This window comes from Klenkia terrae (assembly GCF_037083865.1).
Classification (GTDB): Bacteria; Actinomycetota; Actinomycetes; order Mycobacteriales; family Geodermatophilaceae; genus Klenkia; species Klenkia terrae.
The window spans coordinates 117,093-139,514 of sequence record NZ_JBAPLV010000012.1; the positions used below are offsets into that span (position 1 = coordinate 117,093).

A 22,422-nucleotide genomic window follows, 5' to 3' on the forward strand; every position below is an offset into this window, starting at 1 on the left:
GGGTCTCGCTCACCCGGGGCCTGCGCCCACCGGTCGGCGCAGGCCGCTGGCCCGGACGACCTGCCGCCCGACCGCTGCCCGCACCGACTCCTCGCTCCCCACCACGCGCACGCGGTGGACGGCCCGCGTCACGGCTGTGTAGAGCAGCTCGCGGGTCAGCAGCGGCGAGGACGGCGGCGGCAGCAGCACCGTCACCGCCTCGTACTGGCTGCCCTGGCTGCGGTGCACGGTCAGCGCGTGGGCGGTCGTGACCGACGAGAGCCGGGACAGCGGGATCGCCTCGGTGGAGGGGCCGCGCGCGAACGCCGCGGCGAGCCCGTCCTCGCCGACCACCACGACGCCGGTGTCGCCGTTGAAGAGCTGGTTGTCGTAGTCGTTGGCGGTGATCAGCAGCGGCTGCCCGGGGTACCAGCCGCCGGATGCCGGGCCACCGGCCGGCCGGGTCCAGCGGCTGAGCTGCTCGTTCCACGCCGCGACCCCGAACGGGCCCTGGCGGTGCGCGCACAGCAGGCGGTGCCCGCCGAGCAGGCCGAGCGCGGTGACCCGGTCCCCGTCAGCGGCCGCGGCGAACATCTCGGCCCCGCTGCTGCGGACCACGGCCTCCAGCTCGTCGGTGTCCTCACCGCGACCCAGGGCACCGCCGGCGGCCAGCAGGCGGACCGTCTCGTCGGCGTCCCCGGTGCGGATGGCCTCGGCCAGGGCACCGATGCCCGCCCCGAAGCGGTGCGAGTCCCGCAGCCGGACGACGCCGTTGGCCAGCTGGCGCCGCTCGTCGTCGTCCAGGTCGTCGACGTTGGAGTCCAGGAGCCCGGGCACCGGCGGCACGGCGGCCGGCGGGCGGTGCACCAGGTCGCTGAGCACGGCACCGGCCTCCACCGGGGTGAGCTGGTCGGGGTCCCCGACCAGAACCAGGCGGGCGCTGGGCCGTACCGCCTCCAGCAACCGGGCCATGAGCGTCAGCGGCACCATCGAGGACTCGTCGACCACGACCACGTCGAAGGGGAGCCGGTCGGCGGCGTCGTGCCGGAACCGGCTGCGGCTGTCCGGTCGCCAGCCCAGCAGCCGGTGCAGGGTGGAGGCCGTCAGGTCGACCGGGAGCCCGATGGCGGCGGCCTGGGCCCGGACGGACTCCTGCAGCCTGGCCGCGGCCTTGCCCGTCGGTGCGGCCAGGGCGATCCGCGGGGGAGGGCCGGGCTGGTCCACCAGCAGCTTGAGCAGCCGCGCCACCGTGTGGGTCTTGCCGGTGCCCGGGCCGCCGGTGATCACGCTGACCCACCGGCCGGCGGCGACCGCGGCGGCCAGCCGCTGCCGGTCCGAGCCCGGCTCGGCGAACAGCGTGCCCAGCGGCGCCAGGTCCACGGCCGGTGGTGGCTGGGCTGCCCGCGCGTCGAGCTCGTGGCGGACCAGCTGCTCCTGCTGCCAGTACCGGTCCAGGTAGAGCAGCCCGTCGACCCACCGCAGCGGGCGCCAGGCCGCGTCGACGCCGACGGCGACGACGGGGCTCCGCCCGACGGCCGACCAGTCGGCGGGCCACGGCAGCTCGGTCACCTCGACGGCCGTGCCGACCCCGTCCAGCTCGCCGTCGGCGGGATCGCCGTCGAGAGCGCCGTCGAGGTCGTCGGCGGGCGCGACGGTGTCGGCGACCGTGGCCAGCTCGACGCAGACCGATCCGGTGCGCACGCCGCGGACGGCGAGCGCGGCGGCCAGCAGCACGGTCTCGTCGGCCTCGCCGCCGAGGCGGGCCAGGCGCAGGGCGACGTGGACGTCGGCGGCGGCGAGCACGCCCGCCTCGGCGAACGTGTGCAGCAGGCCGGTGGCGCGGACCGGGATCACGGCCGGCCTGCCAGCAGATCGGACAGGTCGGTCACGAGGGCGGTCGGCGGCTGCCAGGTGAACACGCCGGCGCCCGGCTCGGCCTGCGGCCCGGCCATGCCCCGGACGAAGAGGTACAGCACCGGGCCCAGGTGGCGGGCGGGGTCGTAGTCCCGCTGCCGCCAGCGCAGGAAGCGGTGCAGCGCCGCGGAGTACAGCAACGCCTGCAGGACGTAGTGCGTCGACTGCATCTCCGCGGCCATCGCCGACTCCCGGTAGTGCCCGGTGGTCAGCGGTTCGGGGCCGAGCCGGTTGGTCTTGTAGTCCACCACCGTGTACGTCGGCCCGTCCGGGCCGGTCAGCCGGAGCACGGCGTCGATGCTGCCGGTCAGGAACCCGCGCAGCGACTGCGGCTCCAGGGTGGCCAGCAGCTCCGCGTAGCCCTGGACCGGGCCGAGGTCGTACCGGCGCAGCAGCTCGACCACGTCGGCCAGCGTGGCGTGCGGGACGGCGTGGTCGCCGCCGGCCAGCGGCAGCTCGAAGTCCAGCTCGGCCAGCCGGTCGGCGGCGGGCACGGTGGCCAGGGCGGTGCCGGCGTCGTCCAGCGGGGTGTCCAGCACCGGGCGCAGCGCCTCGGCCAGCGGGCCGGCGGCGACGCCCGGGACCAGGAACCGGGCCACCGCCTCGGCGCAGCGCTGCTCGAGGTCGACGTGGTCGGGCTGCTCGAGCACCGCGTGCACCAGCGTGCCGAAGGCGGCCCCGCCGGGCAGCGCGCCCAGCGGGGAGGGCAGGCCGTCGGGGACGGTGACCACCGGGAGCGCTGCGGTGTCGTCGCGCTCGTCGTCGGTGCCGGTGACCTCGGGCTCGCTGGCCAGCTGCGACTCGTGGGCGGCGTCGTGCGCGTCCCGGGTCAGCGAGCTGTAGGAGGTGCGCCGCCACTCCTCGTCCAGCGTGCGGGTGAAGGTGCTGACCGACAGCTCGGCGGTGTGGTCAGGGCCCGACGACCAGACCTCCGAGCTCGCACGGCCCACCTCGGCGACGCTCACCAGACCGGCGGACTCCCGGGCGAGGGCGTCCAGCCGCGAGGCGACGACGTCGTCGGGGGGCACCGGGACGGTGGTGGCGGGCTGGACGCCGGCGGGCGCGCCCCCCAGCAGCAGGCGGTGCAGCGGGGCGGACCCGGTGTTCGCGCTGGGTGCCCAGTGCGCGACGACCTGGCAAGCCGCCCGGGTGAGCGCGACGTAGAGCAGCCGGAGGTCCTCGCCGAACTCCTCGTCGTCGTGCTGTGCCCGCGCGGACGCGTGGTCGGCCGACGCCGGGCCGCCGACGTGCAGCACCCGGGCGCCGGCGGCGTCGTGCAGCCGCAGCACGTCGGGCGAGCGGGGCACCCAGCGGTCCCAGCCGAACGGGACGTAGACGACCGGGAACTCCAGACCCTTGCTGACGTGCACGGTCATCACCTGCACCGCGGCGGCGTCGGACTCCAGCCGGCGGCTGCGCTCCTCGGTGCCCTCGACGTCGGCCCGGGCGATCCGCCGGCGCAGCCACTCCACCAGCGCGGTCAGGCCGAGGGACTCCCGCAGCGCTGCAGCGTGCAGCACCTGGCCGACGTGCCGGAGGTCGGTCAGCACGCGCTCGCCGTCCGGGCGGGCCAGCACCCGGGCGGGCAGGCCCTGCTCGGCGGTGAGCACCTCGGCGAACGCGGCCACACCCCGGTCGGCGAGCAGGTCGGCCCAGCGGCGCAGCCGGGGGCCGAGCTCGTCGGTGAGCGCGTCGCCGCGGGCGTCGAGGGTGGCCTCGTCGACGGGCAGGAACACCGTCAGCGCGGCGGCCCGCACCCGGCCGGCGCGGTGCGGCTGCTCGAGGGCCTCCAGCAGCACCAGCCAGGCCCGGGCCGCGGCCGTGCCGAAGACGCTGCCGCCGCCGGCCATCACCGCGGGCACCCCGACGGCCCCGAGGGCCTCCCGCACCAGGTGGCCCTGCTTGTTGGTGCGCACGAGCACCGCCACGTCACCGGGCGCCACCGGCCGCCCCTCCAGCCGGGCCGGGCCGGAGAGCATGCCGACCACGTCGGCGGCGACGTCGGCGGCGACCGCGGTCCGCAGCCGGTCGAGCTTGGGCAGCCCGCCCGTGAAGGTGGGCCCGTGGCCCCGGCGCAGCAGGCGGCGCAGCCGCAGGGGGGCACCGGCGTCGGTGAGCCGGTCGTCCGGGTGCGCCGAGCCGACCGGCCGGACGACGATCCGCGGGTCGCCCAGCGCCACCCCGCCCAGCACCCGGTCCAGGGCGCTCACCAGGCGCTGGTCGCTGCGCCAGTTCACGTCGAGGGTCTCCTGGCGGTCCGCTACCCCGGCCGCGGTGAGGTAGGTGGTCACGTCCCCGCCGCGGAAGCCGTAGACCGCCTGCTTCGGGTCACCGATGAGGACCAGCGTGGTGTGCCCGTGGAAGGCGCGGGAGAGCACCTCCCACTGCACGGGGTCGGTGTCCTGGAACTCGTCGACCATGACCACGCGGTAGCGGTCGCGCACCCGTCGGCAGGCGACCGGCCCGTGGTCGGGATCGGCGAGGGCGTCGCGCAGCAGGGTCAGCCAGTCGTCGTAGTCGACCAGGCCCAGCCGCCGTTTGCGCCGCTCCACCTCGTCGCGCACGGCCTGCGCGGCGGCCCGTCGCCGGCCGGGGACGCCGGTGTCGGCGGCGGGTTCCAGCCGGGCCTGCCGGTCGCTGCCGACCGCGCTGCGCCCCAGCTCGAGGAACTTCGCGTGGTCGACGAACGGCGGTGCGCCCTGGCCGGCCGGGGCGAAACCGCGGACGTACAGGTCGCCCGCGACCTCCTGCACCAGGTCGTCGATGTCCTCGGTGAACGTGGCCGAGGGGTCCGCGTCGGCGACGATGCCGAGCCCGGCGAGCATCTGGGAGCAGAACGAGTGCGTGGTGGCGATGGTGGCCGCGTCGAACCCGGCCAGGGCCCGCACCAGCCGGTCCCGGCGGTGGGCGACCTCGGCGGCGGGGCCGGTCGCGAGCAGCCTGAGCACGGAGTCCTCGGACGCACGTGCGGCGGCGGGGTCCCGGAGACCGGCCTCGGCGGAGACCATGCGTTCGCGGACCCGGTCGCGCAGCTCGCGGGAGGCCGCGTTGCCGAAGGTGACCAACATGATCTCGGACAGGTCGGCGTGGCCCTCGGCGACGAACCTGGTGGTCAGCGCGGCGATGGTGAAGGTCTTGCCGGTGCCGGCACTGGCCTCCAGCACGGTCGTCCCGGCGGGCAGGTCGCCGCAGACGTCGAACCCCGCGGACGGGGACGGGGCGGTGCTCACGACATCACCTCGGCGCTGAGCAGGGGGGTCCAGAAGCGGCGGGCCAGGACGCCGAACCGGGTCGTCTCGCCGGGCCATCGCTCGTCGGGGCCGGGCGGTGCCGCGCTCCAGGTGGTGAACGGGACGGCGTCGCCCCACACGTGCACGTGGTGGCGGTCGGCGGCCTCCCCGGGGAACTGCCCGCCGTCCCAGTCCCGGGCGACGCCGTCGAGCGCGGCATCGACGTCCTCGCCCACGGCCCGGCGCGCGGCGTAGCCCTCGGACACCTTGGGGCTCAGCGGCAGCGGCTCGCAGGTGCCCAGGTCGTAGAGGTCCAGCAGGTCCGCGAGCACGGCGACGGGGTCGGCCGGTGCGGTCAGCTGCGAGGTCCGCACCCCCGCCCGCCGTCGGCCGACGGTCACCGCCCGCCCGGTGCCCTCGACGGCGGCCAGCGCCAGGGCGTGGACCCAGGCCCGGGCGCGGTGCTTGGCGGCCAGGTTCGAGTAGGTCACCGACACCACGGCGCCGTCGCGGACGCCGTTCACGGTGCCGGCCAGCTCGCGGCCGCCCACCGACAGCCGGACGTCGACGGTGCGGGCAGGCACCTGCAGCAGCGGACCGGCAGCCCGGACCACGGGGGCGACCTGACCGCCGACCTTGGTCAGCACCGCGGTGCCCAGCGCACCCGGGGGGAGGGTGCCGCGCAGCCACTCGCTGTGCTCGGCGTCGGCCGCGGGCAGACCGGCCAGCCCGGCCCGCAGCAGCCGGTCGCCGACGGCCCACTCCTGGAGGGCGTCGAGCGAGGCGGCGAGGGCGTCGTCGACCTCGTCGTCCTCGCCGGGCAGGGTGATCTGCAGACGCTGCCGCAGGTAGGCGCGGACCGGGTGCTCGACGAAGGACACCAGGTCGGCCAACGCGACCGGACCTGTCCGCGGGGGCAGGGGCGTGCGGGGTGGTTCGGGCTCCCGGACGCGCACGGCCCGGCGAGCGCCGGCCAGGCCGACGGGGTCGAAGCTGGCCGGGACCGGCCCGGTGAACGAGCGCGGGTCGAAGGGCTGGAGCGGGTGCCGGACGACCAGCTCCTCCCGGTCGCCGCCGGTCATCACGCCGAGCACGTCGAGCAGCTCGCCGACCGGGACCGCCGGTGGGCGGGCGGCGCCGCTCACCGGGTCGGCACCGGTGCAGAACACCAGCACCCGCTCCTGCGCCGAGCAGAGCGCGTCCAGCAGCAGCTGGCGGTCCTCGCTGCGCACGTCCCGCTCGCCGATCCGGGGGTCGCGGGCCAGCACGTCGTCGCCGTCGATGCCGCCGGCCCGCGGGAACACGCCGTCGTCCATGCCGAGCAGCACGACCACCCGGTGCGGCACCGACCGCATCGGCACCAACGTGCAGACGGTGAGGTTCCCGGTCCGGAAGTTGGCCCGGGTGGGGCGACCGGCGAGCCGGCCGGCCAGGAGGGCGCGCACGTCGGCGGTGCGCAGCAGGCCGTGCCCGCCCTCGAAGGCCTCGGCCAGCTCCCGGCGGGCCTGCGACAGCTGCCAGGCGTCGGCCGGGTCGGTGGCGGTGAGCAGCTCCAGCGCCTCCAGCAGGGAGCTCAGCCAGTGCGCCACGGGGTGCTCGCCGCTGAGGGAGTCGAGCACCTGGTCCAGGCGGTCGACCAGCTCGGCCAGGCGGCCGGTCAGGTCCACGTCGCTGCTGTCGACGTCGTCGAGGGGGAGGGCCCGGTCCAGCCAGACCGGCTGGTCCTCCGACGTCGTGACGCCCAGCAGCACCCGGTCCAGCCCGGCCTGCCAGGTGTTCTGCGGGACCCCGCCCAGGCCGTACCCGGCGCGGGTGCCGGTGTCCAGGCCCCAGCGGACGCCGGAGCGGGCCACCCAGTCGCGGACCCGCTCGAGGTCCTCGTCGGTGAAGGCGAACAGCCGCCGGACCCCGGGGCTGGCGGCCAGGTCGAGGACCTGGCTGGCGGTCACCCGGCCGTGCGCGAGCTGGAGCATGACGGCGACGGTGTCCAGCAGCGGGTTGGTGGCCCGCAGGCTGCGGTCGGCCAGCCGCACGCGCAGGGCGTTCCCGGGGTGCGGCAGGTCCGGCCCCAGGCCGAAGGTCGCCGACACCAGCGGGGCGAAGGTCTCGACGTCGGGGCAGAGCACGAGCACGTCGCGGGGCTCCAGGGTCGGGTCGTCCTGGAACAGCCGCAGCAGCACCTCCCGGAGCACCTCGACCTGGCGGGCCGGGCCGTGGCAGGCGTGCACCCGGAGGGAGTCGTCGACGGCGCCGGAGGCGACCGGCGGGCGGTCGGCGCGGAGGTCGTCCTGCAGGCGGCCCAGCATCGTGCCCGGGGCGCCGGCCGGCTCGGGGTGGTGCTGGTCGGTGTGCGCGGGCAGCCGCAGCTGCAGCTCCCGGACGTCGCGGGCCAGGCTGCGCAGCAGCGGGTGGGTGGGCACGGTGGCGGTGTCGTCGCTGCGGCGGTGGGTGGCGGAGCGGCCGGACAGCTCGGACCAGAGGGCCGGGCTGGGGTGCGGCAGCCACAGGTGCACGTCGCGGTGCTCGGCCAGCGCGTCGAGGACCGCGAGGGACCGCGTGGACAGCCGGGTGGGGCCGAACAGGTTGACCCGCGCGGGGAGGTCCACGCACCGCGGGTCGCCGCGCAGGACCGCGCACGCCTCGGCGAGCCGCTCGGCGGGACCGGGGCCCAGCTCGCCGCGCAGCCGGCGGTACAGCTCGGCCTGCCACCGCAGGTCCTCGGCCAACGGCTGCTCGCCGTCGGTGTCCCGGCCGGCTGCCCAGTCGGTGAGCATCGTCGGCCGGTGGTCGGCGTAGGAGCGGTACAGGTCGGCCAGGTGCGCGGCGGCCGCCCAGCGGCGGCCGTGCCGGGCGTCGTCCCCGGTGGTGCCGTGGCCCAGGTGGCGGGCCAGCACCGCCAGCCACGGCTCGCCGAGCGCGCCGTCCACGACCTGCAGCAACGGCCAGACGGGGTGCGCCCAGGCGTCCTCCCGGGGGTCGGTGCCGGAGGCGCCGGCGACCGCCTCGTCGACCAGCCGCGCGGCCGACGGGAAGCGGACGCCGGAGCAGATGCCGTCCTGCCGGCCCCCGGTGCCCAGGAGGGTGGACAGCCGCTGGGCCAGCCAGCGCTCCACGCCCTTGGCCGGCACCGCCACGACCTCCTCGGCGAACGGGTCGTCCAGCGGCGTCGACAGCACGCCGGCGAGGGACGCGGCGAGCTGCGAGGTCCGCTCGGCACGGTGGAGATGCAGCACGTGGTCTGTCTACCGGAGGCCACCGACAGAACTGCGGTGCCCGCTCAGCTGCTGCCCAGGCGCTCCAGGGCGGCGGCGGCGCGGGCGGCCATCCGGTCGGCGCCGGCGTGGTCGTCGGCGGTGACGGTCACGACGTCCCGGTCGTGGAAGACCAGGAGCTGGCCGTGGGCCCCGTGCAGCCGCCAGGCGGCGCCGGGTCCGCCCCACCCGGCGAGGGCGTAGCGGGTGTACCCGGGGCCGGCGTCCCGGTGGACCCAGTCCGAGTGCATCGCATCGGTCCACCGCCGCGAGACCAGGGTGCGTCCACCCCAGGTGCCGCCGTCGGCGATCAGCTGGCCGACCCGGGCGAGCTCGGCGGTGGTCAGGTGCAGGCCGCCGCCACCGGCGACGTGGCCGAGGGGGCAGCGTTCCCAGGTGGCGTCGTGGATGCCCAGGGGCCCGAAGAGCCGCGGCTGCAGCCAGGTGTGGACGTCGCCGACGACCGCCGCCAGCGCGCGCACGGAGGTGTAGGTGCTGGCGTTGGAGTACTGGAAGACCCGTCCGGCGGTCGGCCGGCCGAGGAACTCGCGGGCGAGGTCGGGCCAGTCCGTCAGCAGGGTCGCCGACCACGGCAGGTCGATGCCGCTGGTCATGGTCAGCAGGTGCCTGGTGGTCACCGCGTCGACGCCTGACCCCAGCGCCACGTCGGGCAGGAAGTCGCCGACGGGGGCGTCGACGTCGAACAGGCCCTCGTCGCACGCCATCCCGACCGCCAGGACGCACACGCCCTTGGCGATCGAGTGCACGTCCCGGCGGACGTCGGGGCTCCACGCGTGCGCGGCCGTGCCGGTCCGGGTGCGGACGTGCACCGCGTGGGCGCCGAACCCGTCGTCCCGGACGTCCTGGACCAGCTGGTCCAGGACGTCCTGGGCGTCGGTCACCGCCGGGACCTGTGGCCCGCCACCGGGGAAGTCACGCAGCCAGCGCGGCGGACAGCGCCGCGACGGTGTCGTCCAGGCTGTAGGTCAGGGACAGGACGGTCGGCGGGGAGACCGCGGACACCTTGTCGGCCCCGACCACGGGAGCGACCCGGCCCTCCACGACCTGGGCCATGGTCTGGGCCTGGGGCGAGGACAGGAAGGTGTCGAGCGCGGCCTGGTCCTCGGAGTAGGTGAGCAGGACGTCGCTGCTCAGGTCGGACAGCGCCTCGTAGCTGAGCTCGTAGTAGAAGCTGGACTGGCCGGTGGACAGCTCCCCGACGCTGGGGGCGACCTGCAGGCCCAGGTCGGTGAGGAACTCGACCCGCGGGTCGGCGCCCTCGTAGACGTAGAACGTGCCGCCGAAGTCCGAGACGGCGGCCACGGTGGCGCCGGCCAGCTCGGGGTGGGCGGCGGCGGCGTCGGCGATCAGCTGGTCGGTGTCGGCCACCAGCTCGGCCGCCTGCTCCTCGCGTCCCAGGGCCGCACCCACGCCGGTGACGACGTCGCGCCACGGCGTCGTCCACGGCTGGTCGGCGTAGGCGACCGTCGGGGCGATGTCGGCGAGGGTGTCGTACTCCTCCTGCGTGAGGCCGGAGTAGGTGGCCAGGATGACGTCCGGCGCTGCTGCGGCGATCGCCTCGAAGGGGACCTCGGCGCTGTCGGGCAGCAGCACGGGCGGCTCGGCGCCACCGGCCACCGCTTCGTCGACGGCGTCCTGGATCCAGGGCAGCACCCCGTCGGCGTTCGCGCCGTAGGTGACGGTGGGCATGGCCACCGGGACCACGCCGAGGGCCAGGACGGCGTCCGCGTCGCTGAAGCCCCAGGTGACCACCCGGGTCGGCTCCTCCTCGATCACGGTCTCGCCGAGCGCGTGCTCGATGGTCAACGGGAAGGACGACGCGGACGAGGAGTCCGAGCCCGCGGTCGCGGCCGGCTCGTCGGAGGCGCCGCAGCCGGCGAGCACCAGGGCAGAGGCGGCGGCGAGCACGAGGGCGCGCTGGGGCGAAGGTGACACGGGATCTCCTGAGGTAAGGCTTACCTGACTCTGGGAGACTATCCATGTGCCGGCGATCACCCCCGCACCGGTCAGGGGCGGCGCCAGCGCAGCAGGTCCAACGCGGCCGCGACGGCCACCGCGTGCTCGGCGAGGGGACGGGGCAGCAGCTCGTCGGCCCGGGACAGCCGCCGCAGCACGGTGTTGCGGTGGGTGAACAGGGCGTGGGCGGTGGCGGTCGTGCTGCCCAGCGAGCGGACGTAGGTCAGCACGGTGGCCTGGGTGTCCTCGTCGGCGTGCAGCAGCCCGCCCAGGGTGTCGGTGAGGAATTCCTCGACCTGCGCCCCCTCCCCGGTGAGCAGGGCGGCGAGCTGGACGTCGTCGTAGGAGGCCAGCTGCTGCCCCACGCCCGGCCGGGCCAGCATCCGCTGCGTCGTGGCGGCGTCCAGATGGCTGCGCCGGAAGCCCTCGACCCCGCGGCCCGGCCGGCCCAGGGCGACCTGGACGCCGGGGGCGGCCGCCAGCGCCGGGGCCAGGTCGGTGGCCCGGGGGAGTACGTCGGTCGGCAGCCACAGCCACGAGGACGCGGCGCTGGCCACGACGGTGAGTCGTCGGGTAACGCCCGCCGCCCGCGCGACGGCCTCGGCGACGGCCTCGACCTGCGCGGGTCGGGCGTCGGCGCCGACCGCCCAGACCACCGCCGCGGTGTGCGCCCCGGACAGGCCGTAGCCCAACCGTGCCTCGGCCCGGGCGAGCGGGATCGGCGCGCCCTCCAGCAGCAGCGTGACCGTGGCCCGCCGGTCGGCCGAGGCGCCGTGGGTGAGCTCGACGTGCTCGCGGGCCATCTGGGCCATCACCGCGGCCAGGGTGTCCTCGACGAACGCGGTCACCGACACCGCGGAGACCTCGAGCACCTCGCGCAGCAGCTGCGGGTCGTCGGTGAGGCCGAAGCAGACGTCCATCCAGCGGCGCCAGGCCACGTCCTGCCCGCGCCGGAACGCATCCAGCCCGCGGGCGTCCAGACCGCGGCGCACCATGTCCCGGCTGGTCTCCAGCATCTCGGCCCCGGTGTTGGGCGGCACGCGGCCGCCCGGGTCGGCGACGGTGGCGGCCGCCCAGTGCCGGAGGTTGGACAGGTTCGCCCGCCGGGTGCCCGCGGCCAGCACCGGGTCCTCGGTGATCGGGCGCATGAGCTCCCCGGACAGGGCCGCGGCGTGCAGGTCCTCCGCCCAGGTCGCCGCCGGGTCCAGCAGCTGCTCGGCGGCCCGGCGCATCAGCTCGCGGGCCGGTCCGGACAACGTCTCCCGGGTGGTCACCGCAGCAGCGTGCACCATCCCCGGCGCCGATGTGGTGCGTGCTGCGCTGTGCCCGGCGTCGCGCGGCACCGCAGGATGGACCGGTGAGCACCGACGGCGACGACGCGACCGGCACACCCCTCGAGCACCTCGACGTCCTGGTCCTGGGCGCCGGCCTGTCCGGGATCGGCGCCGGCCGGTACCTGACCACCGAGCGCCCCGGGACGACGTTCGCGATCCTCGAGGCCCGGGACGCCTCCGGGGGCACCTGGGACCTGTTCCGGTACCCCGGCATCCGCTCGGACTCGGACCTGTCGACGTTCGGCTACGAGTTCAAGCCGTGGCGGGACCGGCAGTCCATCGCCGACGCCCCGAAGATCCTGGCCTACCTGCGGGAGACGGCGACCGAGAACGGCCTGGACGCGCACATCCGGTACCGCCGCAAGGTCGTCGCCGTCGCCTGGTCCAGCGCGGATGCCCGCTGGACCGTCGACGTCGAGCACACCGACACCGGCGAGGTCCACCAGCTCACCGCCGGCTGGGTCTTCTGCGCCGGCGGCTACTACCGCTACGACGCCGGCTACACCCCCGACCTGCCGGGCCTCGTGGACTTCGCCGGGCAGGTCGTGCACCCCCAGCACTGGCCGGCCGACCTCGACGTCACCGGCAAGCGGGTGGTCGTCATCGGCAGCGGCGCCACCGCCGTCACCATCGCGCCCTCGATCGCCGCCGACGCAGCCTCCGTGACGATCCTGCAGCGCACCCCCACCTACGTGCTGCCGGTGCCGCGGGAGGACGCGCTGGGTGCCAAGCTGAGGCGCTGGTTCGGCGACGAGCGTGGCTACGCCCTCACCCGGCGCAAGAACATCGCCCAGCAGCGCCTGATCTACACGTTCTGCCAGCGGTTCCCGGCCAGGGCCCGCAAGGTGATCCGCTCGATCAACGTCAAGCAGCTGCCCGAGGGCTACGACGTCGACACGCACTTCAACCCGCCCTACGACCCGTGGGACCAGCGGCTGTGCGCCGTCCCGAACGGGGACCTGTTCCGCGCCATCCGCGCCGGGGACGTCGAGATGGTCACCGACCGCATCGCCACCGTGGACCCGACGGGCATCGCGCTGGAGTCCGGGCGGCACCTGGACGCCGACGTCGTCGTCACCGCCACCGGGTTGAACGTGCTGGTCTTCGGCGGCATCGCGATCACCGTCGACGGCGAGCCGGTGGACCTGTCCGACACCCTCGCGTTCAAGGGCATGATGCTGTCCGGGGTGCCGAACTTCGCCTACGCGATCGGCTACACCAACTCCTCCTGGACGCTGAAGGTCGGGCTGCTCTGCGAGCACTTCACCCGGTTGCTGGCCCACATGGAGGCCACCGGCCAGGACACCGCCGTCCCGGTGCCGGCCGACCCGGACATGCCCACCCGGTCGTTCCTGGACTTCGGCGCGGGCTACGTGCAGCGCGCGATCGGTGGTCTCCCGCGCCAGGGCGACCGCAAGCCGTGGCTGACGTCGATGGACTACGCCGACGACGTCGCGCTGCTGCGGGACGCCGACGTCACCGACCCCGAGCTGCGGCTGACGTCCTCGGCCGCGCTGCACGACCTGGTCACCGCCTCCACCGGCCGTGGTGCAGGCCCCACCTCGACGGAGGAGACACGATGAGCAACGTCCGCGGCAAGGTCGCCGTCGTCACCGGCGCGGGGTCGGGCATCGGCCGCGCCCTGGCCCTCGAGCTTGCCGGGCGGGGTGCCCGGTTGGCCCTGTCCGACGTCGCCGAGACCGGGCTGGCGGAGACCGCGGAGCGCGTCCGGGCCCTCGGCGGGCAGGCGCACACCGCCCGGCTGGACGTCGCCGACCGCGACGCCGTCGCGGCCTACGCTGCCGAGGTGGTCGCGCAGCACGGCGTGGTCCACCAGCTGTACAACAACGCCGGGGTGGCCGGGTCCGGCGCCGTGCTGGACAACGACCTCGTCGACTACGACCGGGTGCTGGGGATCAACCTGTTCGACGTCATCCACGGCACCAAGGCGTTCCTGCCGCACCTGATCGCCTCCGGCGACGGCCACGTGGTCAACCTGTCCAGCCTGAACGGGTTCATGGGGCAGGGCGGGATGAGCGCCTACGCGGCCAGCAAGTTCGCCGTCCGCGGGTTCACCGAGAGCCTCCGGGTCGAGATGATCACCGGTGGCCACCCGGTGCAGGTCTCCGTCGTCCACCCCGGCGGGGTCAAGACCAACATCGCGAACGCCGCGTTCGACCACGCGCAGGCCCAGGGCGCTGTGGTCACGCCGGCCGAGGAGGCCACCCGCCGGGCCTACAACGACAAGCTGCTGCGCATGCCGCCCGAGCAGGCAGCACGCATCGTCGTGGACGGCGTGGAGGCCAACCGGTCGCGGATGCTGGTCGGGCGGGACGCCAAGGCCGTGGACCTGCTGGTCCGGCTGCTGCCGGGGCGCTACCCGGCGCTGGTCGCCCGGGCCGCAGGGCGGTACGCCAAGCCCTGACCCGGTCACCCGCAGGGGGCTCCCGGCTCCAGGTGGGCCGGCACCGTGCCGTCGGGGTCAGCGGCGCCGTCCGCGGTCGTGCCGGACGCTCGCCAGGCCCGGTGGTCGGGTGTCGGCCCGGGGCGTCAGGTCGCGTTGGTGGCCAGGTAGACGGTGTTGGTGGCCGGGCGGTCCTGCAGCGGGTTGGCGAAGCTGACGACCTCGGCGACGACGTCGACGAAGGCGCCCGACAGGACGGCCAGGTACGCCTCGTCGGGGGGATCGTTCGACCACAGCGAGAAGACGCCGCCCGGTCGCAGGTGCGCGGCCAGCCACTGGACGCCGGCTGCACCGTAGAAGGAGGCGTTGTCGTCGGCCAGCACGTGCCGGGGGGAGTGGTCGATGTCGACGACCACCGCGTCGTAGGTGCGGCCAGGCCGGTCTGGGTCGAAGCCGGCGCCGTCGGCCATCGCGAAGAAGTCGCCGTGCACCAGCCGGCAGCGCGGATCGGCGGTCAGCACCGGCCCGACCGGGACCAGGCCGCGCTGGTGCCAGCTGATGACCGGCTCGAGCAGGTCCACGACCAGCAGCTCCCGCACCCGCTGGTCGGCCAGCACCGCCTGGGCGGTGAAGCCCAGACCCAGCCCGCCCACCGCCACGTCGAGCGCCGGACCGTCGACGCGGGCCAGCGCGAGCCGGGCCACCTCGATCTCGGCCACCGTGAACATCGACGACATCAGGTACTCGTCGCCGAGCTTGACCTCGTAGACGTCGATCCCGGTCGCCGGGTCACGGCGGCGCCGGAGGGAGACCTCGCCGATCGGCGTGGGACTCCAGGCCAGCTCCTCGAACCGCACGCTCATGGGGGCACTGTCCTCCGTGGACGTCGGTGCTGCTGGTCGCGGCTGGCGGCCTGACCCTCACCGCCACCCGGCGCCGCGGGGCCGCCGCGCGCTGACTACGTTCCAGGCGATGGCCGACCAGCTGACGGTGCCCGGGATGGGACCCGAGGACCTGTCCGGGGCGCGGGGTGCTCGCGCCCGGGACCAGCGCGCCCGGCAGCAGGTCCGGGTCGGTGGGCAGGAACGGCGCTGCGGCTGGTGCCGCACCGTCCTCCCGCCGCACACCACGGCCGGCCGGCCCAGGCTGTACTGCGGGCAGTCCTGCCGGCAGAGCGCCTACGAGCACCGGTCGACCACGGCGGAGCTGGACCTGCCGCCGGGCACCGTCCTGGTCACCGAGTCCGAGATGGATGGCTTGCAGGACCGGCTGTTCCAGCTGCGGTGCTCGATCGAGGACGTGCAGACCCTGCTGGCCGAGAAGCCGAAGAAGGCCGAGCTGGAGAAGGCCCTGGCCGACCTCGTCCGTTCGACCGGGCGCCTGGACCGCCTGTGGCTGTCGGGCAGGGCCACGGCACGAGCTGAAGGGCCCGGCCGCAGGGGCTGACCAGCGGGATACCGGCGGGATACCTGGGCTCGAACCCAGGGATGGGAAGTCAGCGATCGGGGGCGGTTGTCCGCAGACGTGTTCCGCGCCTACCTGCAGCAACATGCCTGAGCGCCCACTCCGCATCCCAGACGAACAGGCGCACCCCCTGATCCTGTGGGAGTCCCTGACGAGCCGGTCGCAGCAACACCCCGGCTCGCGAACCGCAGGGGTCGGTCTGTGGCCGGTCGGGGATCGGGCACCGCGAAGCCCGAACCGCCCCTCCTGATGGTGCCTCGTGAGGGAGGCGCGCGGCTTCGACGTCCGTCGCAGCTCGGAGGCAACCGGCCAGCAGCTCAGCCCACCGCGTCCGGCGGCAGCACGGTGCTGACGTGCGGGTCCGTCCGGACGAGCACCGAGCGACCGGCGGCATCGATGCCGCGACCGGTGACGATGTCGATGGCGGGCTCCGAGCAGACGGCCTTCTCGTGGTCGACCAGCTCGAACCGTCCCGTGCGGGCCGCGGCACGTCGGGCGGGTCGCCGACGTCCAGGTCGCGGTGAGGACGCCGGAACAGCGCCCGAGCGTCGAGGGCGGCGTCGGCCGGGGTGAACCGCTCCACGAGGGCCGACAGCTGCTCGAGCGTCGTCCGCGCGCCGTCGGCGTCGACGCACAGCCGCGAGGTCCGCGCGTCACCGGGACCGTTGCACCATCGTGACGCCGATCACCACGGGGGCGGTCCGGGCAGCTACGGTCGGGCTCCGCAGACGTCGGCCTGGAGGTGACGGGTGCACGGCATCGTGGTCGATCCAGCCGCGTCCCCGGCGAGCGGTGCTCCCGGGGTGGTCGATGCCGAGCGGGCCCGGGGACCAGTCGGTGGGCGCGGGGTGCCGGCGTCGGCACGGGGCGCGTTCACGAAGTACCTGGTGCCCGAGGTGGTCTTCGGGTGGGGTGCCTTGTCCGAGGCGGGGTTCGCGGCCCGCCGGCTGGGTGCACGGCGGCCCTTCGTGGTGACCGACGAGGGCGTGGCCCGGGCCGGCTGGGCACGGGAGCTGACCGAGCACCTGGCCGGTGTCGGTCTCACGGCCACCGGGTGGCAGGACATGACCCCCAACCCCAAGGATCACGAGGTGGCCGAGGGGGTCGAGGCCTACCTGCACGGCGGCTGCGACGTCATCATCGGCCTGGGCGGCGGCTCGGTGATCGACGCCGCCAAGGCCATCGCCGTGGTCGCCAGCAACGGGGGGCGGATCCTGGACTACGAGGGCGTCGACCGGGTCACCGCGGCCATCCCGCCGACCGTGATGTGCCCGACCACGGCCGGCACCGGCGCCGACGTGTCCCAGTTCGCGGTCATCACCGACACCGCCCGACGGGTCAAGGCCACCCTCATCGGCCGGGCACTGGTGCCCGACATCTCCCTCACCGACCCCCGCCTGCTCACCACGATGCCGGACGACCTGGCCGCCGCGACCGGGCTGGACGCCCTCACCCACGCGGTCGAGGCCTACGTGTCCCGGGCCTCCGGGCCGTTGACCGACGTGCACGCCCTGCACGCCGTCGAGCTCATCGCCGGCTCCCTGCGACGGACCCTCACCCACCGCGACGACACGGCCGCCCGCACCGCCATGGCCCAGGCCAGCCTGGAGGCCGGGCTGGCGTTCACCAACGCCATCCTGGGTGCGACCCACGCGATGAGCCACCAGGTCGGGGGCCTGCTGGACCTGCCGCACGGCGTGGTGAACGGGGTCCTGCTCCCGCACGTCATCCGGTTCAACGCCCGCACCGCCCCGGACCGGTTCGCCGCCGTTGCCCGTGCCCTCGGCATCGACACCACGGGCATGACCGCCTCGGCGGCCGCCGAGGCCGCCGCCGACGCGGTCACCGACCTCGCCGCCGACCTCGGCTGCCCGTCCGGGCTGGCCCAGCTGGGTGTCCGGCTCAGCGACGTGGAGACCTTGTCGGTGACCGCGCTGGCCGACGCGTGCCTGTCGACCAACCCCCGCGACGCCAGCCAGGCCGAGGTGGCCGACCTCTTCCGGGCCGCGATGTGAGCGCCGTCGCGCCCGGGCTGGACGAGCTGACCGGGCTGCGGTCGTCCAAACCCACCTGGTACGCCGAGTACCGGCACAGCGCCGACAGCCTGACCCGCGCACTGGGGTCCCTGGACCACATCGCCCAGGTGCTGTCGGCCACCGGCCGCGGAGCCGGTGCGCTGTGCCAGGCCGTGGTCGACGCGACCGCCGAGCACCTGGCCGCCGCCTGGGTGGTGCTCGTGCTCGCCGAGGACGCGCTGCCCCTGGCCTCTCCGCGGCTGGTCGCCCGCGGCCCGGCCGGGGCTCCGGTGCGGACCCTGGACGACCTGCCCGGAGGGGTGCGCCGCTCGGTCGCGGCCGCGCTGGCCCACCCCAGGGTCGAACCTGGCCGCGACGACGACGGCGCGGTGGTCGTGCCGTTGGTCATCGACGGCGAGCAGGCCGGGGCGCTGGTGGCCTGGGTCGGACCGTCGCCGGCGGTCACCGCGGGGGACCTGTCCATCCTGCGGATCGTGGCCAACCAGTCCGCCGTCGCGCTGCTCAGCGACTCCCTGCTGGCCGGCTCCGAGGCGCTGCGCCAGCACACCGAGGAGCTCTACGCCGAGGCCGAGCAGCGGGCCCGGGACCTGGCCGACCGGCACCGCGAGCTGGCCGCCGCCGAGCGACGACTCGACGACGCCGCCCGGCGCGAGGCCGTGGACCTCGAGCGTCACCGGATCGCGCGGGAGCTGCACGACAGCGTCGCCCAGCACGTGCTGTCGGCCGGGATGGCCATCGAGTGGTGCCGCCCCGAGGTCGAGCACCACGGCGAGGTCCACCAGCGCCTCGGCCACGCCAAGGCGCTGACCCGGGAAGCCGTGGAGCGACTGCGGGCCGCCATCCACACCCTGTCCAGCGACCACCTGGACGAGGCGTCGTCCAGGCTGCCCGAGCTGCTGGGCAGGTTGCCCGAGCAGCACCGGGTCCCCGGCCTGACCGTCGCGGTCCGGGTCGAGGGCCGGCCCGCCCCCGTGCCGGCCCAGGCCGAGGAAGCACTGGTGAAGATCGCCGCGGAGTGCCTGTTCAACGTGACCCGGCACGCGGGTGCCTCCCGGTGCACGGTCCGGTTGGCCTACCGCGTGGACGGCGTGCGGCTGTCGGTCTCCGACGACGGCACCGGGGACCCCGAGCTGCTGCGCCGCTCGTTGCGGGCCGGCGCCCGCGAGGGTGCGCACCGGGGCCTGGGCAACATGGCGTCCCGGGCGCAGGAGGTGGGTGCCGTGCTGCGGTTCACCCGCGCCCGGATGGGCGGCGTCCGCGTCGAGGTCAGGTTGCCCGCGGACCCGGCCGGCCCCGGGATCCCGCGGCGTGCAGCGCCCCCGGGGCAGCAGGATGGCTGAGCCCATCCGGTTGGTCGTCGTCGACGACCACGCGATCGTCCGGCAGGGCCTGCGGTCGATCCTCGAGCGGGAGAGCGACATCCAGGTGGTCGGGGAGGCCGCCACCGCGGCCCAGGCGCTGGACCTGGTCGCCCTCGAACGCCCGCACATCGTGCTGCTGGACCTCAAGCTGTCGGCCGGGTCCGACACGGCAGGGCTGGCGCTGTGCGGTGAGCTGACCCGGCAGCCGGCGGCCCCGGGCGTGCTGGTCGTGACGACCTTCCTGGACGAGCAGCTGGTGCTCAGCGCCATCCAGGCCGGGGCGCGGGGCTACGTGCTCAAGGACGTCGACGCCGTGGCCCTGGTCGCCGCGATCCGGGCCGTGCGTGGCGGTGAGTCGGCCTTCGACAGCCACAGCGCCGCCATGGTGGTCCGGTCCCTGGCCGGGGGCACCGCGCCGTCGCCGGGCCCGGGCCTGACCAGCCGGGAGCAGGCGGTGCTGACGCTGCTGGCCCGGGGCCTGTCGAACGCGGCCATCGGCCGGGAGCTGTACATCTCGGCCACCACGGCCAAGTTCCACGTCGGGAACCTGATGCGCAAGCTGTCGGTCTCCCGGCGCGCCGAGGCCGTCTACGCCGGCTCCAAGCTCGGCCTCATCTGAGCCGGCTGCGGCGCCGGTCCGGGTCCCGCTGTCTCAGACGACCCGGGTGGTGACGTCGGTGGCGAACCCCTCCAGGGCGGACATGTCCCTGATGACCTCCACCCGGTCGCAGTGGTCGGCGTAGGCAGGTAGGTCGCAGCCACCCAGCGCCCAGGAGTACCGCGGCTCGGGGGTCAGCCAGATCGTCTCCCGCACCCGGCGGGCCAGGTCCCCGAAGACGTCGACCCGGGGGGCATTGCCGTTGCCCCGGCCGTCGCCCAGGACCAGCAGCGTGCTGCGCCGGGTGAACGCGCCGGAGTGGTCGGCGGCCAGCTTCGCGAACACGGTGCCGTAGTCGCTGGTGGCGTCCACGTCGATGACGTCGCCGCCGAACACCAGACCCAGTGCGTGCTCGAGGGGGTGCTCGTCGAAGAGGTCGGTGATCTCCACGACGTCGTCGACGAAGGCGAAGGTGCGGACCTGGGCGAAGAGGTCCTGCAGGGCGTGGACCACGTGCAGGGTGAAGCGCGCGGTGGTCCGCACCGACAGCGAGACGTCGGCGACGACGACGAGCCGGGGCTTGTCCTCGGCCAGCCGGGTGGTGACCGGGCGGAAGGGGATGCCGTCGTACCTCATGTTGGACCGCATGGTGCGGCTGACGTTGATCCGCCCCCGGCTGGAGCGCTGCTTCTTGTGGGTCAGCCCGCCGTGCAGGGAGGTGGCCAGCCGCCGCAGGGACTCCTCGATGCGGGCCCGCTCGGCCTCGGTGACCCGCTGCACCGGGGCGCTGCGCAGCTCACGTTCCTCGATGGCCAGGTCGGTCATCTCCGCCAGCTTCTGCAGGTGCGCCTGCAGCAGCTCGGGCAGGTCGTCGATCATCCCGGCCAGCTGCCGGCGCAGCGCCTCGGCGACCTCGGGGTCCAGGTCGTCGACGGGGTTGGCCAGCCAGTCCCGCAGGGCCTGCTGCTGGGCCACCGACAGCTCCACGTCGAGCTGGGTGCCACCGGCGCGCACCAGGTCGCCGGGGAGCCCCGGGTCGTGCAGGCGGCCGACCTCGACCTGGACGTTCTCCTGGCCGTCGGGGTTCCCGACCGGCTCGCTGGACAGCACGATCTGCTGGGTCAGGCTGGCCAGGTCGACCTTGTTGGCCTCCTGGTGCAGGTTGTACTGCTGGGTGAGGTCCTCGGGCCTGAAGAACTCCCGGATGTCCATCGGCTTGCCGTGGCTGTGACCCTGCTCGGGTTCGGCCCCGGGCTCCTGGGACCAGGTCATCTTCGTCAGCTCGCCCTCGTCGACCAGCTCGTCGTGGGCGTGCCCGTGCTCGGGGTCCTCCGGGGTGACCGCGACCAGCCCGAAGAACTTCGTGTAGGTGTCGGTGAAGACGTCGATGTCCCGCCGGTCCTTGAGCAGCGCGGCCCCCAGCGCCGCCCGGAGGGCGTCCCGGTCACCGACCCGGACCGCCGCGGCTGCGGCGAAGGCGTCGACGGCCTCGGCGGTCGAGATCCGCATGCCGCGCAACCGGAGCAGCCGGATGAACCGGTGCAGTGCGCCCTCCATCGGCCGGCCCGCTCAGACCGGACGGCGGCGGGCGGAGTTCTTGGGCCCGCCGCGGTTGGCGAAGGAGCGGGCGCCCTGGGCTGCGGTCACCGACCGGGTGGTCGCCGGGATCTCCCGCGCACCGCCGGCGGTGCCCTCCCCGGATCCGCTGCTCCGCTGGCCGTAGTACTCCTCGTCGTGGCGGCCGGGCACGTCCTTGGCAGCACGGACCTGCTTGCCTCCGGTGTCCTCGTCGTGCCGGTGGGTGCCCGGCCCGTGGTCGTGGACGTGCCCGTGGTCATGCCCGTGGTCGTGGTCGTGCGGGTGGGGGACCGTGGCGTTGGGGTCCACCAGCCGGGGGAGGGCCGCCCGGGAGCGCTCGACGTCGCGCTCGTACTTGGCGACCACCGAGACGGTGTCGGCGAGGATCGCCGCGTCCAGGTCGGTGACGCCCAGGACGGCCAGGACGCGCGCCCAGTCGATCGTCTCCGAGATCGACGGGGACTTCCGGAGGTCCAGCCCGCGCAGCCCGCGCACGATGTCGACGAGCTGGCTGGCGGCAGCGTCGTCCAGACCGGTCTTCTTCGAGCGCAGGATCTCCAGCTCGCGCTCGGCGTCGGGGTACTCCAGGAACAGGTGCAGGCAGCGCCGCTTCAGCGCAGCGGACAGGTCCCGGGTGTTGTTGCTGGTCAGGATCACGTAGGGGGCGTGCTCGGCGACGAAGGTGCCGATCTCGGGGACGGAGACCTGGTACTCGGCGAGCATCTCCAGCAGCACCGCCTCCAGGGCCTCGTCGGCCCGGTCGACCTCGTCGATGAGCAGCACGACGGGCTCGGGGGAGCGGACGGCCTCCAGCAGCGGGCGGGCGGCGAGGAACCGCTCGGAGAAGAAGGCGCTGTCCTGCTCGGCCACCCGGTCCACGGCCTCGGCCATCGAGGTGGTGTCGGTGAGCAGCTCGGCCGCCTTGTCCCGCAGGATCTGGGTGTAGAGCAGCTGCTTGCCGTAGTCCCACTCGTAGAGCGCCTTGGTCTCGTCCTGGCCCTCGTAGCACTGCAACCGCAGCAGCCTGCGGCCGGTGGCGCGGGCGAGGGTCTTGGCGAGCTCGGTCTTGCCGACCCCGGCCGGTCCCTCCAGCAGCAGCGGCTTGCCCAGCCGGCTCATCACGAACGTCGTGGTCGCCAGTCGGCGGTCGGTGACGTAGCCGTGCTCGGCGAAGGCGCGGGCGACGTCGTCGACGTCGGTGAAGTCGTCGGGGCGGGGGGTGGCGGTGGTCTCGGGGGAGCCGGCCGGGGAGGTCATCGTCGTCCTCACGGGTGGGGCGGGGGGGGGGGCCGCGGG

Annotated in this window: 15 protein-coding genes and 1 pseudogene; 7 read left to right on the forward strand and 9 right to left on the reverse strand. The window is 75.1% G+C overall.

The genetic code is table 11. From position 1 onward, the window contains the following. Nucleotides 1–9: 9 nt before the first annotated feature. The 6 genes from recD to UXQ13_RS12570 all read right to left on the reverse strand — a co-directional run bounded on the left by recD (nucleotide 10) and on the right by UXQ13_RS12570 (nucleotide 11,625). On the reverse strand, nucleotides 10–1,833 hold the full coding sequence (gene recD, locus UXQ13_RS12545; protein ID WP_225235653.1) for an exodeoxyribonuclease V subunit alpha: 1,824 nt from the start codon (nucleotides 1,831–1,833) through the stop codon (nucleotides 10–12). After that, nucleotides 1,830–5,123, reverse strand: a complete 3,294-nt coding sequence (locus UXQ13_RS12550) for a UvrD-helicase domain-containing protein (RefSeq protein WP_336392407.1) — start codon at nucleotides 5,121–5,123, stop codon at nucleotides 1,830–1,832. The genes recD and UXQ13_RS12550 overlap by 4 nt, the downstream gene beginning before the upstream one ends. Further along, the gene (gene recC, locus UXQ13_RS12555) at nucleotides 5,120–8,356 is read right to left on the reverse strand and encodes an exodeoxyribonuclease V subunit gamma (RefSeq protein ID WP_225235655.1); all 3,237 of its coding nucleotides are present in this window, start codon (nucleotides 8,354–8,356) and stop codon (nucleotides 5,120–5,122) included. The genes UXQ13_RS12550 and recC overlap by 4 nt, the downstream gene beginning before the upstream one ends. 44 nt (nucleotides 8,357–8,400) lie before the next feature. Further along, entirely contained in the window at nucleotides 8,401–9,276 is an 876-nt protein-coding gene (locus tag UXQ13_RS12560) for a serine hydrolase domain-containing protein (protein WP_225235656.1), read from the reverse strand. A 31-nt stretch (nucleotides 9,277–9,307) separates the two neighbouring features. Continuing rightward, entirely contained in the window at nucleotides 9,308–10,330 is a 1,023-nt protein-coding gene (locus UXQ13_RS12565) for an iron-siderophore ABC transporter substrate-binding protein (RefSeq protein ID WP_225235657.1), read from the reverse strand. Between the two features lie 71 nt (nucleotides 10,331–10,401). Beyond that, on the reverse strand, nucleotides 10,402–11,625 hold the full coding sequence (locus tag UXQ13_RS12570; protein WP_225235658.1) for a PucR family transcriptional regulator: 1,224 nt from the start codon (nucleotides 11,623–11,625) through the stop codon (nucleotides 10,402–10,404). Nucleotides 11,626–11,708: 83 nt separating this feature from the next. Between UXQ13_RS12570 and UXQ13_RS12575 the strand changes: the two genes are divergently transcribed. Then, complete coding sequence (locus UXQ13_RS12575) at nucleotides 11,709–13,268, forward strand: flavin-containing monooxygenase (protein WP_225235659.1); 1,560 nt, start codon at nucleotides 11,709–11,711, stop codon at nucleotides 13,266–13,268. Further along, on the forward strand, nucleotides 13,265–14,110 hold the full coding sequence (locus UXQ13_RS12580; protein WP_225235660.1) for an SDR family NAD(P)-dependent oxidoreductase: 846 nt from the start codon (nucleotides 13,265–13,267) through the stop codon (nucleotides 14,108–14,110). The genes UXQ13_RS12575 and UXQ13_RS12580 overlap by 4 nt, the downstream gene beginning before the upstream one ends. A 125-nt stretch (nucleotides 14,111–14,235) precedes the next feature. Here the strand turns inward: UXQ13_RS12580 and UXQ13_RS12585 are convergent, their stop codons facing one another. Beyond that, nucleotides 14,236–14,952 carry a polyamine aminopropyltransferase gene (locus UXQ13_RS12585; protein WP_225235661.1) on the reverse strand — a complete coding sequence of 239 codons (717 nt, stop codon included), beginning with the start codon at nucleotides 14,950–14,952 and terminating at the stop codon, nucleotides 14,236–14,238. Nucleotides 14,953–15,061: 109 nt separating this feature from the next. Here UXQ13_RS12585 and UXQ13_RS12590 point away from each other — a divergent pair, with 109 nt between their 5' ends. The 5 genes and pseudogenes from UXQ13_RS12590 to UXQ13_RS12605 all read left to right on the forward strand — a co-directional run bounded on the left by UXQ13_RS12590 (nucleotide 15,062) and on the right by UXQ13_RS12605 (nucleotide 19,569). Further along, nucleotides 15,062–15,535, forward strand: a complete 474-nt coding sequence (locus UXQ13_RS12590) for a hypothetical protein (RefSeq protein ID WP_225235662.1) — start codon at nucleotides 15,062–15,064, stop codon at nucleotides 15,533–15,535. A 30-nt stretch (nucleotides 15,536–15,565) separates the two neighbouring features. After that, nucleotides 15,566–15,646: pseudogene (locus UXQ13_RS23670) on the forward strand (Lsr2 family DNA-binding protein); the annotation flags it as partial. A gap of 710 nt (nucleotides 15,647–16,356) precedes the next feature. Then, the gene (locus UXQ13_RS12595; RefSeq protein ID WP_225235663.1) at nucleotides 16,357–17,568 is read left to right on the forward strand and encodes an iron-containing alcohol dehydrogenase; all 1,212 of its coding nucleotides are present in this window, start codon (nucleotides 16,357–16,359) and stop codon (nucleotides 17,566–17,568) included. Then, a complete protein-coding gene (locus UXQ13_RS12600; protein ID WP_225235664.1) occupies nucleotides 17,565–18,929 on the forward strand; it encodes a GAF domain-containing sensor histidine kinase in 1,365 nt (454 codons plus the stop codon). Before UXQ13_RS12595 ends, UXQ13_RS12600 begins: the two co-directional genes overlap by 4 nt. Further along, nucleotides 18,922–19,569, forward strand: coding sequence for a MadR family response regulator transcription factor (locus UXQ13_RS12605; RefSeq protein ID WP_225235665.1), 648 nt, complete (start codon nucleotides 18,922–18,924; stop codon nucleotides 19,567–19,569). The genes UXQ13_RS12600 and UXQ13_RS12605 overlap by 8 nt, the downstream gene beginning before the upstream one ends. A gap of 33 nt (nucleotides 19,570–19,602) precedes the next feature. Here UXQ13_RS12605 and UXQ13_RS12610 read toward each other — a convergent pair whose 3' ends face one another. Both UXQ13_RS12610 and UXQ13_RS12615 read right to left on the reverse strand, forming a co-directional pair. After that, on the reverse strand, nucleotides 19,603–21,105 hold the full coding sequence (locus UXQ13_RS12610; RefSeq protein ID WP_225235666.1) for a VWA domain-containing protein: 1,503 nt from the start codon (nucleotides 21,103–21,105) through the stop codon (nucleotides 19,603–19,605). Between the two features lie 12 nt (nucleotides 21,106–21,117). Further along, nucleotides 21,118–22,383: an AAA family ATPase gene (locus UXQ13_RS12615; protein ID WP_336392408.1), complete on the reverse strand. Its 1,266-nt coding sequence runs from the start codon at nucleotides 22,381–22,383 to the stop codon at nucleotides 21,118–21,120. Nucleotides 22,384–22,422 lie beyond the last annotated feature (39 nt).